Consider the following 17935-nt stretch of genomic DNA (forward strand, 5'->3'; position numbering starts at 1 on the left):
TGAAGACGGCTTATGCCACAATTAAAGGTATTGAAGTCATGCGTGCACTACGTAAAGGACAAGCATCGTCATTTTATTATGGTCAGCCTCAGGGTGAAGTGTGTCTAATCAACAGGGTTTTCGGTCTCTAAGTACTTTTTAAAGGGAACATCATCGACTCAAATCTCTATTTGCAACAGTGCCGTTTAAAGTGCGTGTGATAAATAGAAGTGTAATACAGGAAAATGGTAAGGTTTATCAGCCTAGTCATCTGTCCATTATGTAGAAAGAGCAGCACTTTAATGTTTATGCTGTTCCAATGTATTACATTCCTTACTTTCTATTTGTAACGTAATTTCAGTAATACTATGATTATGTTTTAGAACGTCTAAGGCCTTTTGATAGAGCTGATCTGGATCGCTATTAGGAGCAACCAAATGAGCAGTTAAATGAATGTTTTTTGAAGATATAGCCCAGACTTTCAACTGATGAATCCCTTCAACACCCTCTAGCATCAATAAATCATTTCTTAACGACTCAATATCAATCTCATCAGGAACCCCTTCAAGCAAAATATGGATACTTTGTTTTAATAAAACCCAAGTTCGAGGTAAAACCCAGAAGCCAATTAACACAGCGATTACGGTATCTACCCACATCCACTGGGTAAAATAAATGACCACTCCTCCGATAATCACGCCTATCGATCCCAGTGCATCACTAAGGACTTCTAAATATGCGCCTTTCACATTTAGACTTTCTTGAGCACTCGCAGAAAGGATTTTCATTGAAATCAAATTTATGACCAAACCAATGACTGCGACAATCATCATTCCAACACTTTGAATTTCAGCAGGATGCGTAAAGCGTTGGTAAGCTTCATAGACAATATATATCGCCACCACAAAAAGCATCACTGCATTAAACAGAGCCGCTAAAATTTCGAATCGCTGATAGCCAAAAGTTCTTTTATCATCTGCGGCTTTTTTACCAATTTTGATAGCAGCAAGAGCAATAGCTAATGCGGCTACATCAGTAAACATGTGAGCGGCATCAGACAGTAATGCTAAACTTTGGGTAATAAAAGCAGCGACAACTTCTACTATTAAAAAAGTAGTCGTTAAACCCAAAGCAAACATTAATTTCTTACTATTTCCTTCAGTAACAACCGCATGGCTATGATCATGATGTTCTGACATAAAATTTTCCTTATTCAATCCATGATTAGCAGAGATACTTGAGACAGACCCAATATCTCTGCTAAAAATTGCTTAATCTAATGGATTAAGAAGCTTTCTTTTCATTCATCCAGCGGTACAGTACAGGCAATAAAACCAATGTAAGCAGGGTAGAGGAGATAATTCCTCCAATTACTACAGTCGCTAAAGGTCTCTGTACTTCTGCCCCAGTCCCGGTTGCCAAAGCCATCGGAACAAACCCAAGGGAAGCAACACAAGCGGTCATTAACACAGGTCTTAAACGCAAAATTGCACCCTGCCACGTTGCATAATAAAGGTCATATTGTTGTCGCAACTCTTTGATAAAGGTGAGCATGACTAAGCCATTCAGTACAGCCACCCCCGATAGTGCAATGAAGCCAACCCCTGCTGACATGGATAATGGAATGTCACGCAACCACAACGCGATTAAGCCTCCACATAAGGCAAACGGTACACCACTAAAGACCAGTAAGCTTTCTTTGATATTATGGAATACAGCCATCAATAAAATAAAGATCGTCAACAATGCGAGCGGAACCACCAATTGCATACGCGCTTTTGCAGACATCAGATTTTGAAATTGACCGCCATAATCTATCCAATAACCGCTTGGTAATTCCTGTTTGGATAACGTGCTCTGAAGCTCTGTTACGAATGAGCCTAAATCACGTCCTTCTACATTTGCAGTAATAACCACTCGACGTTTACCATTTTCACGGCTGACCTGATTAATACCCAGGATATTTTCAACGCGTGCCACATCTTGCAGTTGGACTAAACCACCATTCGGCAATTGAATAGGAAGTACCGCTAACTGTTCAGGACTACGCTGGGATTCATCTAGACGGATGACAAAATCAAAACGCTTGTCTCCCTGTAAAATTGTTCCAACATTCTGGCCACCGACACTTGTAGCTACCAGATCCTGAATTGCTCTTACCGACAAGCCGTATTGTGCGGCTCTGGACTTATCAACTTCTACATTCAACAAGGGTAAGCCGCTGGTTTGCTCTACATTAACGGCTGTCGCGCCTGAAATTGATTTAATTTTCTGAGAAATCTTATTCGCTTCACGATTCAGAATTTCCATATCATCGCCAAATAATTTGACACCCACATCACTTCGCACCCCTGAAATTAACTCGTTAAAACGCAGTTCAATGGGTTGCGAGAACTCACTGTTATTTCCCGGCAATGTCGCTAAGAAAGTAATCATTCTTTGGCGAAGCTCATCAATCGTTTGTTTTGGATCAGGCCATTCATCATGAGGTTTTAACAGTACCACGCCATCTGAAATGTTGGGTGGCATGACATCTGTGGCCACTTCTGCTGTACCGGTACGGGCAAAGATTGCTTTAATTTCAGGAAATTCTTTCAACAGTAACTTTTCAGTATTTTCCTGCATTCTCAGTGACTGTTCTAACCCTGTACTTGGGGAACGCATTTGCTGAACAGCAAAATCACCTTCACCCAGTTGAGGTGCAAACTCGCTACCTGTTTGAGTGGCTAGCACGCCCGTAAGCACTAAAATACAGGCAGCCACAATAGTCACAAATAAACGAAGCTCATAGGCTTTATCTAAAAGCAGTTCATATTTGGTTTTAAGCCAATGCATCCAGCGACTTTCGGTTTCCTTGACTTCTCCAGTGACAAATAGGGCAACTGCGGCTGGCACAAAAGTGACAGATAAAATCATGGCCCCAATTAAAGCCAGTACAACAGTCATTGCCATAGGATGGAAAAGTTTGGCTTCTACACCCGTCAGGGTAAAGATAGGTAGATAAACCACCAAAATAATTAACTGTCCAAAAATCAGAGGACGACGCGCCTGTTTTGCAGCCAAGAAGACTTCTTTAAATCTTTCAGAACGGCTAAGTAAACCACCTTTCAGCTTCTGAGCTTCTGCTAGCCGACGGATACAGTTTTCTACAATAACCACTGCACCATCAATAATAATACCGAAGTCCAGTGCCCCTAAACTCATCAGATTTGCACTAATCTTCTGCTCTGCCATTCCCGTCAAGGTAAACAGCATTGACAGTGGAATAACGCAAGCCGTGATCAGCGCAGCACGGAAATTACCTAGAAAGAGAAATAAAATAACAATGACGAGGATTGCACCCTCAATCAAATTTTTCTGAACGGTTTTGATCGCCCGATCAACCAAATGCGTACGGTCATACACAGTCTCAATCACCACACCTTTAGGTAGCGATTGCTGGATCGATTGCACCTTTTCATCAATGGCTTGAGCAACGGTACGGCTATTTTCTCCCATCATCATCATGGCAATACCCAATACAGTTTCTTCACCATTATAGGTTGCAGCCCCTGTTCTCAAGTCATGACCAATTGAGACATTGGCGACATCTGCCACCCGAATCGGATAGCCGTTTTTATTGGCAATACTGATGTTCTGGATATCTTCAATCGTGTTTAAAGTGCCGGGAACACGAACCGTTAGCTGTTGTCCATTTTTCTCAATATAGCCAGCACCACGGTTTTCATTATTCTCTGTTAAGGCAGTTTGTAAATCAGACAAAGGAATTTGCAATTGTTGCAATCGGTTCAGATCCGGGGCAACCACATAGGTTTTATTAAAGCCACCAATGCTGTTGATCTCCGCAACGCCTTTTACGCGCTGTAATTGTGGCCTTACAATCCAATCCTGAATTTCACGTAAATCCATAGCCGAATAAGCGGTCCCATCCGGTTTTTTAGCATTTGGTTCGGCTTTAATCACCCATTGATAGATTTCACCTAAACCTGTCGAAATAGGTGACATGTTAGGTTGCACATCTTCAGGCATTTCTCCCATTGCTTCTTGCAAGCGCTGGTTGATAAGCTGTCTGGCCCAGTAAATATCCGTGCCATCTTCAAAAATGATGGTCACTTGCGATAAGCCGTAGCGTGAAATAGAACGGGTTTGTTCCATTTTCGGCATGCCTGACATGGCATTCTCGATTGGATATGTAATCCGCTGTTCCATTTCTAAAGCCGTAAAACCATTGGCTGAAGTGTTAATCTGCACCTGAGTATTGGTAATATCTGGTACAGCATCAATCGGTAACTTTTGATAACTATAAATACCAATAGCAATCCAAGCCGCAATAAACAGCATGACCCAGATTGCGTTATGGATAGAAAACTGGATCAGTCGATCAAACAGTCCTTCAGGTTTTACCGATTCGTGGTCTGGAATTTGAGGAGTTTCAGTGCTCATGTGAAGCCTCTCCTTTTTCCAGCTCGGATTTCAGTAAAAAACTGCCTTGAGCGGCATATTTTTGTCCCTGACTAAGCCCACTCACCACTTCAATCCATTGGCTCTCCCCAGATGATTGCCCTAATTTCACAGGTTGCGGACTGAATTCAACTTTTTGTCCATGCTGAGTGGCGACAAAAACCACATCTTTTCCATCGACATTCTGAACTGCGGACTTAAGTACCCGTAATGCGGTACTTTCACTCCGTTGTTGCAACTGTACGTTCACCATCAAGTTTGGACGTAATTCGGTTGCATTCGATTCAACTTTTGCTCGCACCTGAAGACGACCTGTTTGAATATCCGCTTCAGTATTTAAAGTCTGAATAACAGCTTGATAAACCTTTTCTGTTTGCAAGGATTTAAATTCGATCTTTTGATTCGGGGCTAAGCCCATAATTTCAGAATTTGGAACAATAAACTCAAGCCAGAGTTGATCTAACCGGTCTATCGTAAAGAGTTGATCGGCTAACTGAACATTTTCCCCGAGAACCAAATCCTTTTTACTGATCACGCCAGAAATGGGAGCTTTCAAAATATAGCGTCCGTTACTGGCATTCACTGCACCAAATGCACTTAAACGTGATTGGGCCGCTTGAACCTGAATTTGTGCCCGTTTATAGCTGTTATAAGCACGTTGATAGTCCTGTTTTGCTGAAATGCCCTGTGACCAAAGCTGACGCTCACGATCATAGTCTTGTTTCGCCAGTTCAAGGTTGGTTTGTTCAATTTTAAGATTGGCCTGCTGATCAACTAGATCAGGAACAAGCAACGCAGCCAAAGGCTGTCCTTTCTGAACTTTTTGACCGAGTTCTACATAGACATTTTCTACATGACCACTAAAACTCGGTGAGACGTGCGCTTGCTGGTCAGTATTCACATTCAGTTTGGCAGGATAAGAACTTAATTTAACCACCGGGCCTTGATCGACCGCTGATAATTGTATGCCCTGTTCCACCAGTTGCTTGGCAGTCAGGCTCACACCTTCTGCATGCTCTTCGGTTTCACCGCCATGTTCTTCTCCGCTTTCTTCCTCTGCATGTTCATCTGATGTTTCCGATTTATTCTTACCAGTTAAGATCAAAAAAATACTGAGGAGTACGGTAGCGCCGATAACCAAACTAATCAGTAGAGGTTGAGAGATTTTTCCGCTCTGTTTTTTTAAGCTGTTTTTAAGATCGAACATGTTAATTTCCCCCACCAATGACAGGCATGGCCTGTATGTCTTGCCATAAGTTTTGATTGATTTGTGCAATAGCATCTTTCGACATGACTTCACTTGGGCTAATGCCTAAGCTCAAACTTTCTGCTTCAATGGCCTTTTGCCAGCCATCCCGTAACAACTGGACTTTACGCAGACGGATGTCTTGTAATTGAAGCGTGGCTTGCTGAACATCGGTTAAAGCAAACTTGCCTGCCAAGAAACCTTGTAGCGTCTTACTTTGAACTTGAGTCGCCAAAGGAATTTGAGTCTCGTCAACGACTTTGAATTGCAGCTCTAAACCCTGCAACTCGGTTAAAATTGTGCCTATTTGCAGCGCATTTTGCTTCAGATAAAACTCTTTCTGACGCTCTAATAAGTTCATTTTTTCTTGCGCGATTTTTATGCCATTTTGCTGACGATCGAAAATATTAAGCGGTACACTGACTCCGACTACTAATTGATTTTGTGTGGAGTTTTCCAAGGATTGGGTGCGGTTGACACCTAGGTTTAAAGTGGGGTTAGGACGTGCCTTTGCCCTTAGTTGATCAACCGTTGCTTGAGACTCTAATACCAGTAAAGCTCGATATTTCTCAACGTAGTTTTCCGCTAAATATTCTTGAACCTGTTCATGAGTCGATTTTGGCCAGAGCTTTTGTGAAGAGAGGTTTACCTGCAATGACTTATCAGACGTACCCCATAAATTTGATAATTGTTGGGTGGCCACTTGTACCTGTAAGTCTGCCTGTCTAAAAAGACGGATATTTTCAGCATGGCTTAAACGTGCGCGATTTACATCTACTTGGGCAATACTGCCTGCATTAAAGCGCTTTTCGATTGCTTGAAGGTTTTCTTGGCTCACCCGAAGTTGTTCATTGACAATGTTTTTTTCAAGTTCAGCAATGGCCAGTTGTGACCATACATATTTCACTGCAAGCTCAATTTGTGCTTGATAAATCTTCTGTTTCAGCGCTGTTTTATCTGTAGAGAGACTGGCTAATTTTTGGTTTGCTCTTCGCTCACCAAAAATATCCAAGGGTTGTGATATGCCAATGGTAAGCTCTTTTTCATTATTTGAACCAAATCCCGTTTGTTCAACTGACAGTTCAGGATTTTTAAACAGCTTACTTTGCTGAAGATTCGTGGCATTAATGCTGTTTTGCGTTTCCCAGAAATTTTGGGACGCTTGATATTGGTTAACCTGCTCAATAGCTTGCTGCAGCGTTAAATCTTGAGTACTGGCGACTACGGAAGTACTGAAGCTGATCATTGCAGATAGCAAGATACCGCTACCTAAGGCTGACCAGGATAAATTCAGGATGGAGGTATCCTGATGTAATTTGTTTTTTGACATGAAAATGCCCCACGCATAATGAAATTAGGAGTGGTGGGCTTTTATAAGACTACCCCACCAATAGTAGGGGCAAATCGGGAGGCGGGGTTAATTGATCCAGATAAGGGGGTTTATAAAAAGTTATTCCCAAATAAGTTGGGGTAATGCCGGTCTCAAAATTAGCTTTAAGCTTCAGATCATCGGGTGGGTCAATCTGAATCACGATTGTATTTGAGAAATGACTGCACTTTTCGTTAAAACAAACCTTCTGACAATAGTCATAGATTTCTTTATAGTTTTCTAGGGAATAAAGTGCTTGACGAGGACTATCACTCTTTTCGTCTAAATCGATTGGATTAGAGAGTATTGAATTGGGTATGTTTGGCATTTCATGCAGACAAGCAGCCTCTGCCACACTCCAAATATTCTGGAATGTGAATAAGAGTACCAATATCTGGATTAGAAATGTTTTTCTCTTCATACACAAATCTGTATTTAAAACACCAATCGGAAGCTAACCAAAGCTATCTAAGATCTGATCACAAAATTTAAGTCACCTTAATCTTTTTGCAGCCTTAAGTAAAGATATACAGAGTTTTTGAAAAAAGCATAGGTCTAGATAATCAAGCTAGATTTTTTAGAACTCCACATTGGTCAATTGTACATAAACCATCACAAGTACCTCTTAAATCAGATAATTGTTCAATAAGCTTTTGTTGCTTGATTATATTTTCTCTGATAGCACTGACATGTAAGTCAATTAATTCATTCACATCTGAACAATTTTTCTTGGGATTATCTTTATAGGTGAGTAATTGACGAATTTCATTCAAACTCATATTTAAAGTTCGGCAATTCAAAATAAACTTAATTCGCTCAACATAGCCTATATCGTAAAGGCGGTAATTTCCTTCCGTTCTTTCGGGTTCCGGAATTAAACCTTCCTTTTCATAAAACCTAATTGTTAATACTGAACATGAGGTTTTTTTAGAGAGTTCACCAATTTTTAAATGCATTGAGTTGGTATTTCCAAAAAATCTTGACTCTATAGTAACTATAGGGATTCTAATATTCAAAGTTTATAAATTTTTTTAATGGGTATAATTATGAGTGGTTGTGGATGTAGTAAAGAAACACCATGCAAAGATAAGAAATCTCAACAAGAAAATCATCCATCAATTGCAGAAGCAAACAATTCAAAGAATTGTAATAATACGCTTAGCTGTTGTGGTGAAGAGGAAGAAGAAAAATCTTCATCTCCTTGCTGTAACACTTCAAACAGTTGTGAAGATACCGCTCAATCCTGTTGTGGTTCTGATCCCAAAGAAAATTTAAGCACTGAAGACGTTTTAAAAAATTCGCACTACATGAGTGAATACTTAGTTCCCAAAATGGATTGTTCTGCGGAAGAACAGATGGTTCGTATGGCGCTATCTTCAATTGATGGTGTTCAAAAACTCATCTTTGATTTACCTAACCGGTCTTTAAAGGTTCTACATAATCAAAAAGATGAAAATATAACTACCAAACTTGAAGCTTTGGGTTTTGGTGCAAAGCTTGTGAAGACTGAAACTTATATAAGCAATCAACAGGCTAAGCAAACAAGTACCTATACCATTCCTAAAATGGATTGCTCTGCTGAAGAGCAAATGGTCCGTATGGCTCTTGCAGATATTGAAGCAGTTAAAGGTCTTACTTTTGATCTTCCCAATCGAAAACTGAAAGTCTTCCATAATGAAGGGAGTCAGCAAATTACGGCCAAACTTGAAGGACTGGGTTTTGGGGCGAAACTTGATGAAACACAGCTTTCTTCAGGCGATATACCTAATGAACCTGATCCTGTGAGACAAGCTAAAGTACTTAAACTGTTATTAGGCATTAATGCTCTACTTTTCTTTATAGAATTCATCAGCGGAATTATTGCTGCGTCTACAGGATTGATTGCTGATTCTCTAGATATGTTTGCCGATGCAGCCGTTTATGGTATTGCGCTATATGCCGTCGGAAAAGCTGCGAAATATCAAGTGAAAGCAGCCCATTTCGCAGGTTGGATTCAGTTATTACTTGCTGTCATCGTGATTATTGATGTCATTAGACGATTCATGTTTGGAAGCGAGCCAGAATCAACGCTCATGATTGTTATTGGCCTGCTCGCACTTATAGCTAACGTGACATGCTTATATCTTATTTCTGGTCATCGAGAAGATGGCGCACATATGAAAGCCAGTTGGATTTTCTCGGCGAATGACGTTGTCGTAAATATGGGCGTTATATTTGCCGGTGTACTCGTGGCGTGGACGGGATCAGCTTACCCAGACTTAATCATTGGCATCCTGGTTTCTTTATTCGTGCTTAATGGTGCTCGAAAGATTTTGGCTTTGAAGTAAGAGTATCGAAAATGAATCTATTTCAAGTTAAACAAAATCAGATCGTCAAAATTAGAGATCTCAAAAAAGGTAATCAATACAGTCATACCACTGATCCCGTATTGGAACGGCTCCAACTATTAGGTTTTAGAGAGGGTGAAACTCTACAAGTACTCGCTAAAGGTGTTTTTGGCGGAGATCCTGTTTTAGTTCAAATTGAAACTTCAAGATTCGCATTAAGAAAGAATGAAGCTGAAAGAATTTTTGTAGAGTTAGTATCCAATGAAGATTAAGAACATTGCATTAGTCGGTAATCCAAATTGTGGAAAAACCTCTTTATTTAATACGCTTACTGGTACGCGACAAAAAGTTGCCAACTATGCTGGAGTTACCGTAGAAAGAAAAGAAGGTTCTTTTAAATTACCTTCTGGTGATGCAGTACGAGTATTGGACTTACCCGGAACTTACAGTTTAAAACCTAGTAGTTTAGATGAAGAAGTCACCAGGGCAGTTTGTTTGGGCGAGCTAAAAGGTGAAGTTCTACCCGATATTTTTATATGCGTTGTAGATGCCACAAATTTAAGCTTACATTTGAGCTTGGTTCTCGAAGTTCGTGCTCTAAATCGCCCTATGATTCTTGTATTAAATATGATGGATGAGGTCAAAAAGCGTGGTATTTCCATTGATAAGGATAAACTGTCTCAACTGTTAGGTATCCCTGTAGTTGAAGCTGTCGCAGTTAAAACAAAAGGAATTCAAGATTTAATTAATCAATTAGATCAAAAAAATCTTTTTATTACTCCTTATCATTCTGAATTAAGTCATTTTGAACAGGTCAAACAAATCACCAAACAAGTTATTTTAAATAATGACAGTGGTGATAAAAGAACCGCATTTCTAGATAAAATTTTTCTACATCCTGTATTGGGTTTAGTAATCTTAACTTTAACCATGTTTGTGATGTTCCAGGCGGTATTTATATGGGCAACGCCTTTTATTGAATTCATTGAAAATTTTGTCGCATGGCTCAGTGATTTTATTGGACCACTAATCCAACATCCTCTATTAAAAAGCTTGGTTGTGGATGGGGTAATTGCTGGTGCAGGTAGCGTGCTTGCATATATGCCTCAGATTTTGATTTTATTCTTCTTCATTTTAATGCTTGAAGAGTCAGGCTATTTACCCCGGGCAGCATTTCTTTTAGATAAATTAATGTCTAAAGCCGGGCTTAGCGGCCGTTCATTTATTCCTCTGCTATCCAGTTTTGCTTGTGCCATTCCCGGAATTATGGCAACCAGAAGTATCAGCTCTGAACGGGACCGATTAGCAACAATTATGATTGCACCCTTGATGACCTGTTCAGCAAGATTGCCAGTATATGCTTTATTGATCGCGGCATTTATTCCCAACCAATTAATCTACGGCTGGTTAAGTCTGCAAGGATTAGTCCTTTTTGGTCTTTATATGTCGGGAATAGTCTCAGCGTTATTAGTTTCAGTCTTTCTGAAGTTGGTTCGAAAAGATAAAACTGAAAGTATTTTTATTTTTGAACTTCCCACATACCGAATTCCAGATATTAGAAATATTGCATTAGGCTTATATGATAGGGCAACTATTTTCTTAAAACGAGTTGGTGGCATTATCGTTGCGCTGTCTATCTTGTTATGGGTGCTAGTCACGTTCCCTCAACCACCAGATAATGCAACCATGCCGGCCATTAACTATAGTTTAGCTGGTCAGTTAGGGCATTTAATTCATCCTATATTTGCGCCTATTGGGTTTACATGGGAAATATGTATTGCACTCATTCCTGCTATGGCAGCAAGGGAAGTTGTAATTGCTGCTCTTGGGGTGATTTATGCGATGTCAGGTGATGAAGATACAGTAACTCAAAGTCTGTTAAGTCAAATTTCAGGCCCGGATGGATGGGGGTTAGCCACAGGTTTATCATTATTGGTATGGTTTATTTTTGCTCCCCATTGTCTTGCTACGTTAGCAACAATTAGACGAGAAACTGGCAGCTGGAAACAGCCCATCATTATGGCAACTTATTTGTTTGCATTAGCCTACATCTTTTCATTCATCACATATCAAGTTGCGAGTAATTTTTAATTAGCAAATGAATAAAATAAGGGAGCTAGCTCCCTTATTTTATTGAAATACTCACTATAAATGAAGCGCTTTTACAAGAAAAACTGTATAGATATCAATAATATTAAACAGCTTCCTAAGAAAACTTCTAATTTAATTATAAATTATGAAAGAGTTCCCTCTTTTTAGTGCAATTCATGAAATTAGGTTTAAATATCAAAAATTATGGCTTAATGAAGAGCATGATCTTGTAGACACTTTTAGTGAAATAATAATCAAAATATTGGAATGCTCCCAGTAGCCTAGACACAAAACCGATTCTAAAATTCTTATACTCGATATGGATAATTATTCTGAAAATTTTTTAGTATTAATTTCTTGTAGATAAGTGAAGATCTCATCTACTGTAGCTCTCGCTGTTCTAGAAACGCCAATTAATGTTGCAGATGCCATACCTGTCCAATCTCCATATCCAACTAACCACAAGTTAGGTAACTTAATAGACCTTCCATTTTGAACTTCTACAAAGTTATCTCGCTCTACTATATCTATACTTTTTAGATGATTTAATGAAGCCTTAAATCCAGTACACCAAATAATCACATCAATTTTCTCTTTTTTTCCATCTGGCCAAATAACTGCATCTGTAGCTAAAGATTGAAAAGGTGGACGGCTATGTAAGACTCCTCTATTCCTTGCCTCTTTGACACTATCGATCATCACAATATCACCTAGGCCACCTATTGGCTGGTCAACTTTTCTTCCTTCTTGTTGTACTTTTAAACGCTCAGTTGCTCTTAAAAACAGTACTCGACCATCGACATCATCAGGTAAAAATTGAGGCGGAGTTTTTGTGACCCAAATGGTTTCAGCAACTTGTGAAACCTCAGCGAGTATTTGCGCGCCCGAATTCCCCCCACCCACCACGATGACTTTCTTATCTTTAAATGAATCTGCATTCAGGTAATGGGCTGAATGTAACTGCGTGCCTTGAAAGTTTTCCTGTCCCGGATAATCAGGAATAAACGGCTGGCGCCATGTCCCTGTTGCACTGACCACCACCTTGGCTCGCCAAAACTTTTCTCCAGCATATACGTCTAAATACTTTCCCTTCGATTCCACACGATCGACATGTACTGGACGAACAATCGAAAATTGATATCTCTGTTCATAAGCCGATAAATACTGGATCACCTCATTTCGTGTTGGATAGGTCTGTTCAGTGATGGGCATCATCCAACCGGATAGAGAACTCCAGGTATTAGGAGAAAAAAGACGCAATGACTCCCAGGTATGCAGCCAGGCACCCCCCGCTTGATTTTGCTCATCCAATATAATGAATGGGATTTTCTTGCGCTTTAAAAAATAAGCGGTAGATAAAGCGGCCTGCCCACCACCGATAATGATCACATCAGTTTCAGTCTGTTTCTGGTTCAAAGCCTTCACCTTTTCCTTATTTATCTCTGACTTCTTTAATGTAAAAACCCAATCATGAAGACTGGGTTTTTACAATATTCATTGTACCTTTAACAGCACTTCATCGGTACAGCATAAAAGTGTTACTGACCTGGCAATGAGGCGCAGTATTTAATACCATCCAGCATTTATAAACTGCGCTGATTTACACGCTTGGACAAATCTTCTGCCGATTCCTTGCGTTCAGAATAACGATCTGTCAGGTATTTGCTTTGTCCACGAGTCAGTAGGGTGAACTTAAATAACTCTTCCATCACATCCACAATCCGGTCATAGAAAGCCGAAGGTTTCATTCGTCCATCTTCTTCAAACTCCAAAAAAGCTTTTGGAACTGAAGACTGATTTGGAATGGTGATCATCCGCATCCACCGCCCCAAAATACGCATCTGGTTCAGGCTGTTAAATGACTGTGATCCGCCACTGACTTGCATCAAGGCAAGAGTTTTACCTTGGGTAGCACGGATTGCCCCTCCTGCCAGTGGAATCCAGTCGATTTGAGATTTAAAGATTGAACTCATAGAACCATGGCGTTCAGGTGAACACCAGACCATGCCTTCTGACCATGCTAAAAGCTCATGCAGTTCTTTTACTTTTGGATGCTCAGTATCCGCATCTTCTGGTAAAGGAAGCCCTTTAGGATGAAAGATTTTTATTTCCGCCCCAAAATGCTCAAGGATTCGACCGGCTTCAAGAACTGCAAGGCGACTGTAAGAACGTTCTCGATTAGAGCCATACAGCAGCAAAATTCGCGGAGGATGAGCAAGTTCTTTGGCTTGAACTTTTTCAAAGGTGGGTTGCTCAAGAAGATTTAGATCTACATTTGGGAGATTCATAGAGTTAGGCCTCTTTAAAAACTTTCTTTCTCAGCCAGAGTGAAACACTCACCAAGGCAATCAACACAGGAACTTCGACCAGTGGGCCAATAATCGTGGTAAAAGCAACAGGCGAAGCGATACCAAAAGTTGCAATCGCTACTGCAAGTGATAATTCAAAATTATTCCCCGCTGCGGTAAATGCAATTGCTGTGGTCTTAGGATAGTCATTGCCCATCCATTTACTCATAAAGAAGCTGATGAAGAACATTAAAACGAAGTAAATGGTTAAAGGAATCGCGATGCGTAAAACTTCAAGCGGAAGACTCACGACATCACCGCCTTTTAGGCTAAACATGGCCAGAATGGTGAACAGCAAAGCCATTAAACTCAGCGGACTGATTTTCGGAATGAACTTGGTTTCATACCATTCCACGCCTTTCTGTTTCACCAAAATCCATCGCGTTAAGAAACCTAATAAGAACGGAATACCAAGATAAACCAGAACAGCATGGGTGATGGTCCAGAAATCGACATTAATGACCTGCGAAGCGACACCAAAATAGGGTGGAAGGAAGGTCAGGAATAACCAGGCATAGGTACTGAAAAATAGAATCTGGAAGATGCTGTTAAAGGCAACTAATGCTGCAACATATTGATTATCACCACAGGCCAAGCCATTCCACACCAGAACCATGGCAATACATCGAGCAAGACCAATCAGGATGACACCGGTCATATATTCTGGATAACTATGTAAAAATATGATTGCCAGGGCAAACATGAGTACTGGCGCGATCAGCCAGTTTTGTACTAAGGACAAAGTAAGGGTTTTCTTATCCTTAAACACTTGTGGCAAAGTCGCATAGTTCACTTTTGCCAGTGGTGGATACATCATTAGAATAAGACCAATCGCGATTGGAATATTCACTGAATCAATGCTTAATTTATCGAGTGCGACAGAAGCCTGAGGAAAGAAGTTTCCGATGGCAATGCCTAAGGCCATGGCAATAAAAATCCATAGCGTCAGGTTGCGATCTAAAAAAGATAAGCGTTTTTCAGACATTTCACTTACTCAACGTTCGAAATTTGATTAATTGCTGCAATCAATTCTGAGCGAGATAGTTTATCTACATTAAGTTTAAATAAAGCATCTAAGCGACGATTGATATGTTCAACAGTGCTCATAAAGGCTTTCATTTTTTCTTCTTTATTCACGTCTAAGTGTGAAGGATCAGCCAAGCCCCAATGTGCCTTGATTGCTCCACCCAAATAAAGTGGACATGCTTCTTGAGCAGCAGAATCACATACTGTGATCACAACATCAGGTTGATATTGTTCACAATCATTAATCGTTTTACTCCATAAACCTTCGGTAGATAATCCTAAGTTTTCAAGGGTTTCTAAAGTTAGCGGGTGAACTTGACCTGAAGGCTTACTCCCAGCGCTATAGGCTTTCCAACCTTCTGGTGCTCGGCTATTAAACAAAACTTCAGACAAAATGCTACGGCAGCTATTTCCAGTACATAAAAATAAAAATTTCATTGAATTACTCACAATAACTATTTACAGAAAGGGGGTGTTGATCATCCAGCTTTGATTGAGATTGAACCGTCTTCAAAATATCTAAAATTTCATAACACCAGTTGGCCAATTTTGGATTGATACTGTAGTAAACCCATTGGCCTTGTCTGCGATCTTGAAGTAGCCCTGAAGCACGTAAAAGGGCTAAATGTCTTGAAATTTTCGGTTGACTGAGTTGTAGTTTTTCAGTCAAATCACATACACATAGTTCTTTATTTTCAACAATTAATGTCACTATATTGAGACGTGTTTCATCTGATAAGCATTTAAAAAAATTAACTTGATCCATATAAATCTCCTTCACATTCTTTCCATTCAAGAGATGAGAAAGTACTATTTAATTCTTTGGCCATTTTCATCAATAATTTTTTCACCATCTTCTTTGCTAAATGCGCCTTTCTGAGGAAACGGGAGAATATCCAAAACAACTTCAGAAGGACGACACAAACGTGTACCTAAATCCGTAACAACGAATGGGCGGTTAATCAAAATAGGATGTTGAAGCATAAAATTTAAAAGCTGTTCATCAGACCAATCTTCCCGAACAATTTCTAAATCAGAATATGGAGGTACATTTTTACGAATTGCTTCTCTAACACTTAAACCAGCACTACGAATAAGTTCAATTAATTCTGCTTTCGAAGGTGGGGTAATTAGATATTCAATAACGATTGGTTCAATTCCTGCATTTTGAATTAAAGCTAAGGTATTCCTTGATGTACCACACTCAGGATTGTGATAAATCTTTATGGTCGAGAACATTTTGACTAACACTGCTATTAGAAACTCAGATATACTTATATACGTATTTCCACATATATGTAAATACGTATATTGATTTTATTTAAATTACTTAATGTCAATAAATGTATATATATTCTTGCAAATTCTTATGAGTGAGAAAAAACTCGTTATTTAAATATGTAAATTTAGAGTATACCCTAAAATTACATTTTAAAAGTTCTTAAAAACATGTACCATTTAAATGTTTTTTAATCATAAGTAACATGTAACTTTGGTATTAAAGATTTATAATTTACGAAATTGTTCATTTTTATCCAATTGGGGCGTAAAAAGTGAAAGGCCAAAAAGTAGGCTATGTGCGAGTGAGTTCGGTCGAGCAAAATACGGGACGTCAACTTGAGGGAATTGAAGTCGACCGGATTTTTGTTGACCGTGCTTCAGGTAAAAATACCGACCGACCGAAATTTCAGGAAATGTTGAATTATGTCCGGGAAGGAGACCGGGTGATAGTACATTCCATGGATCGTTTTGCGCGAAGCTTAAAAGATTTGGTGACTGAAGTGGATAAACTGGTCAAACGAGGGATTGCCATCCAGTTTGTAAAAGAAAATATTACTTTTACGGCCCAATCCACCCCGATGGATAATTTGATGCTGCAACTGATGGGTGCTTTTGCACAGTTTGAACGTGAGATCATTTTAGAGCGGCAAAAGGAAGGAATTAAACTTGCCTCTTCTCAAGGGAAGTACAAAGGCCGGGTACATAAATTGAAACCTGATCAGGCTGAAGCTTTGCGACAAGACTGGAAGGAAGGGAAGTACCCTTCAAAAATGGCATTAGGCCAGGCATTTGGAATTAGTCGCCAAGCGGTATATCGGTATTTAAAAGCCGGGAAATAACTCAATTGAAATTGGCGACTATATTTAGTTTAGCTTATGAAAATCGTGAAACGTTGATTAAATAATAAGTGCAGAAAGCAAAGAGTTACTAATTTTATACAATATAAGTTTTTGATTTATAATTAATTAACTCGATTGCAATCTAGCTTTTTCAGCAACGATTTATCTTTTTTAAAATAGTATTAATTTATTTTTTTGAGAACAAACCTTAACAAAATTACAAGTTTGTAATTTTGTCGTCATTCGGATGTATATATTTACTCATTATTATAAGTAAAGATTTTTTTGGTCCAAGATATGATTAGATTCAATAATATGTACATGAAGATTATTTTAGTTATTTTTACTATAGTTTTTTCAACCAGTAGTTTTGCTGATGGGGGACTCCGTTTCTTAGAGAAAAATTTAGAAATAATTAACAAATAATTAACATAGTAATTTAAATTAAAAAGTGATTTATCAGGTGAATTTTAACTATATAAATAATTTATTTAATTTAATAAACCTTTCATAAATCATTTTTTGCTCAGTTCTATGTTGTAAATTCCAGCAATTATCATAGCCACGCGGCTGTTACTGAAGAGAATAGTAAGAAGCTAATATTTACTGTAGGTTTGACCACTACGTTTTAATCGTAGAAATTATAACCGTTTTTATTACTCAAAGTTTAACTTTTGTGATTATCTAAAAACACATAGCGGTCGAATGGCCATATTAACTGACTTAAAATCAGTCGCATACTTTAATGTAGCGGTTCTGATAGCACAAAAGTTCGCAGCATGAAAACGGAACCGGCATAATTGATTTATAGTGAACCCATACACTAAGCATAATGATTTAGAGGACGATAATCCCAATGAAAAAATTCCTTTTAGGAGCTGTTGCCGCATCTGTTTTGGCCTTTTCAGGCAATGCTATGGCCAATTTTGTGGCAGGTCAGGACTATCAGGTGGTTGCAAAACCAGTCA

At 39.1% G+C, this 17935-nt stretch carries 16 protein-coding genes and 3 pseudogenes; 7 read left to right on the top strand and 12 right to left on the bottom strand.

The window, feature by feature from the left end; genetic code table 11:
- A pseudogene (locus tag NI464_RS14405) lies at nt 1-131 on the top strand (IS6 family transposase); the annotation flags it as partial.
- A gap of 147 nt (nt 132-278) precedes the next feature.
- Here NI464_RS14405 and NI464_RS14410 read toward each other — a convergent pair.
- The 6 genes from NI464_RS14410 to cadR all read right to left on the bottom strand — a co-directional run bounded on the left by NI464_RS14410 (nt 279) and on the right by cadR (nt 8011).
- Nucleotides 279-1178, bottom strand: coding sequence for a cation diffusion facilitator family transporter (locus tag NI464_RS14410; RefSeq protein ID WP_004665978.1), 900 nt, complete (start codon nt 1176-1178; stop codon nt 279-281).
- A gap of 85 nt (nt 1179-1263) precedes the next feature.
- Entirely contained in the window at nt 1264-4422 is a 3159-nt protein-coding gene (locus tag NI464_RS14415; protein ID WP_253139247.1) for an efflux RND transporter permease subunit, read from the bottom strand.
- Nucleotides 4412-5647 (bottom strand): efflux RND transporter periplasmic adaptor subunit, encoded by a 1236-nt coding sequence (locus NI464_RS14420; RefSeq protein ID WP_004281853.1) that lies wholly within the window; start codon nt 5645-5647, stop codon nt 4412-4414. Before NI464_RS14420 ends, NI464_RS14415 begins: the two co-directional genes overlap by 11 nt.
- A 1-nt stretch (nt 5648) precedes the next feature.
- The gene (locus NI464_RS14425; protein WP_004281854.1) at nt 5649-7016 is read right to left on the bottom strand and encodes a TolC family protein; all 1368 of its coding nucleotides are present in this window, start codon (nt 7014-7016) and stop codon (nt 5649-5651) included.
- Between the two features lie 49 nt (nt 7017-7065).
- Nucleotides 7066-7476: a hypothetical protein gene (locus NI464_RS14430; RefSeq protein WP_004733191.1), complete on the bottom strand. Its 411-nt coding sequence runs from the start codon at nt 7474-7476 to the stop codon at nt 7066-7068.
- A gap of 142 nt (nt 7477-7618) precedes the next feature.
- The gene (gene cadR, locus NI464_RS14435) at nt 7619-8011 is read right to left on the bottom strand and encodes a Cd(II)/Pb(II)-responsive transcriptional regulator (RefSeq protein ID WP_004281856.1); all 393 of its coding nucleotides are present in this window, start codon (nt 8009-8011) and stop codon (nt 7619-7621) included.
- Between the two features lie 90 nt (nt 8012-8101).
- Between cadR and NI464_RS14440 the strand changes: the two genes are divergently transcribed.
- The 3 genes from NI464_RS14440 to feoB are packed head-to-tail and all read left to right on the top strand — an operon-like array spanning nt 8102 to nt 11473.
- Entirely contained in the window at nt 8102-9382 is a 1281-nt protein-coding gene (locus NI464_RS14440; RefSeq protein WP_005105969.1) for a cation efflux transmembrane domain-containing protein, read from the top strand.
- Between the two features lie 11 nt (nt 9383-9393).
- Nucleotides 9394-9654 (top strand): FeoA family protein, encoded by a 261-nt coding sequence (locus NI464_RS14445; RefSeq protein WP_004665962.1) that lies wholly within the window; start codon nt 9394-9396, stop codon nt 9652-9654.
- Nucleotides 9644-11473: a ferrous iron transporter B gene (feoB, locus tag NI464_RS14450; protein WP_005105970.1), complete on the top strand. Its 1830-nt coding sequence runs from the start codon at nt 9644-9646 to the stop codon at nt 11471-11473. Before NI464_RS14445 ends, feoB begins: the two co-directional genes overlap by 11 nt.
- A gap of 327 nt (nt 11474-11800) precedes the next feature.
- On the opposite strand, the gene NI464_RS14455 is transcribed toward feoB, so the two are convergent.
- From NI464_RS14455 to arsC, 6 genes are all read right to left on the bottom strand, one after another.
- The gene (locus tag NI464_RS14455) at nt 11801-12889 is read right to left on the bottom strand and encodes an ArsO family NAD(P)H-dependent flavin-containing monooxygenase (RefSeq protein ID WP_026444402.1); all 1089 of its coding nucleotides are present in this window, start codon (nt 12887-12889) and stop codon (nt 11801-11803) included.
- Nucleotides 12890-13056: 167 nt separating this feature from the next.
- Nucleotides 13057-13761 (bottom strand): arsenical resistance protein ArsH, encoded by a 705-nt coding sequence (arsH, locus tag NI464_RS14460; RefSeq protein WP_253139265.1) that lies wholly within the window; start codon nt 13759-13761, stop codon nt 13057-13059.
- Nucleotides 13762-13765: 4 nt separating this feature from the next.
- Nucleotides 13766-14806: an ACR3 family arsenite efflux transporter gene (gene arsB / locus NI464_RS14465; RefSeq protein ID WP_004644740.1), complete on the bottom strand. Its 1041-nt coding sequence runs from the start codon at nt 14804-14806 to the stop codon at nt 13766-13768.
- A gap of 5 nt (nt 14807-14811) precedes the next feature.
- Entirely contained in the window at nt 14812-15285 is a 474-nt protein-coding gene (locus NI464_RS14470) for an arsenate reductase ArsC (RefSeq protein ID WP_004781073.1), read from the bottom strand.
- A 4-nt stretch (nt 15286-15289) separates the two neighbouring features.
- Nucleotides 15290-15613, bottom strand: a complete 324-nt coding sequence (locus NI464_RS14475) for a metalloregulator ArsR/SmtB family transcription factor (protein ID WP_004644742.1) — start codon at nt 15611-15613, stop codon at nt 15290-15292.
- A 44-nt stretch (nt 15614-15657) separates the two neighbouring features.
- A complete protein-coding gene (arsC, locus tag NI464_RS14480) occupies nt 15658-16086 on the bottom strand; it encodes an arsenate reductase (glutaredoxin) (RefSeq protein ID WP_004733243.1) in 429 nt (142 codons plus the stop codon).
- 314 nt (nt 16087-16400) lie between these two features.
- On the opposite strand from arsC, the gene NI464_RS14485 reads away from it, so the two are divergent.
- The 3 genes and pseudogenes from NI464_RS14485 to NI464_RS14490 form a co-directional block, all read left to right on the top strand.
- Complete coding sequence (locus tag NI464_RS14485; protein ID WP_004812033.1) at nt 16401-16967, top strand: recombinase family protein; 567 nt, start codon at nt 16401-16403, stop codon at nt 16965-16967.
- A gap of 557 nt (nt 16968-17524) precedes the next feature.
- Nucleotides 17525-17646, top strand: a pseudogene (locus NI464_RS15990) (cation diffusion facilitator family transporter); the annotation flags it as partial.
- A gap of 177 nt (nt 17647-17823) precedes the next feature.
- Nucleotides 17824-17935: pseudogene (locus NI464_RS14490) on the top strand (thiol:disulfide interchange protein DsbA/DsbL); the annotation flags it as partial.

The sequence above is a fragment of the Acinetobacter lwoffii genome, from assembly GCF_024129685.1.
Classification (GTDB): Bacteria; Pseudomonadota; Gammaproteobacteria; order Pseudomonadales; family Moraxellaceae; genus Acinetobacter; species Acinetobacter lwoffii_X.

Bases quoted from the DNA above. Each gene is read 5' to 3' on its own strand.
- NI464_RS14410 (WP_004665978.1), bottom strand. From the start codon at position 1,178: ATGTCAGAACATCATGATCATAGCCATGCGGTTGTTACTGAAGGAAAT.
- NI464_RS14415 (WP_253139247.1), bottom strand. From the start codon at position 4,422: ATGAGCACTGAAACTCCTCAAATTCCAGACCACGAATCGGTAAAACCT.
- NI464_RS14420 (WP_004281853.1), bottom strand. From the start codon at position 5,647: ATGTTCGATCTTAAAAACAGCTTAAAAAAACAGAGCGGAAAAATCTCT.
- NI464_RS14425 (WP_004281854.1), bottom strand. From the start codon at position 7,016: ATGTCAAAAAACAAATTACATCAGGATACCTCCATCCTGAATTTATCC.
- NI464_RS14430 (WP_004733191.1), bottom strand. From the start codon at position 7,476: ATGAAGAGAAAAACATTTCTAATCCAGATATTGGTACTCTTATTCACA.
- cadR (WP_004281856.1), bottom strand. From the start codon at position 8,011: ATGCATTTAAAAATTGGTGAACTCTCTAAAAAAACCTCATGTTCAGTA.
- NI464_RS14440 (WP_005105969.1), top strand. From the start codon at position 8,102: ATGAGTGGTTGTGGATGTAGTAAAGAAACACCATGCAAAGATAAGAAA.
- NI464_RS14445 (WP_004665962.1), top strand. From the start codon at position 9,394: ATGAATCTATTTCAAGTTAAACAAAATCAGATCGTCAAAATTAGAGAT.
- feoB (WP_005105970.1), top strand. From the start codon at position 9,644: ATGAAGATTAAGAACATTGCATTAGTCGGTAATCCAAATTGTGGAAAA.
- arsH (WP_253139265.1), bottom strand. From the start codon at position 13,761: ATGAATCTCCCAAATGTAGATCTAAATCTTCTTGAGCAACCCACCTTT.
- arsB (WP_004644740.1), bottom strand. From the start codon at position 14,806: ATGTCTGAAAAACGCTTATCTTTTTTAGATCGCAACCTGACGCTATGG.
- NI464_RS14470 (WP_004781073.1), bottom strand. From the start codon at position 15,285: ATGAAATTTTTATTTTTATGTACTGGAAATAGCTGCCGTAGCATTTTG.
- NI464_RS14475 (WP_004644742.1), bottom strand. From the start codon at position 15,613: ATGGATCAAGTTAATTTTTTTAAATGCTTATCAGATGAAACACGTCTC.
- arsC (WP_004733243.1), bottom strand. From the start codon at position 16,086: ATGTTCTCGACCATAAAGATTTATCACAATCCTGAGTGTGGTACATCA.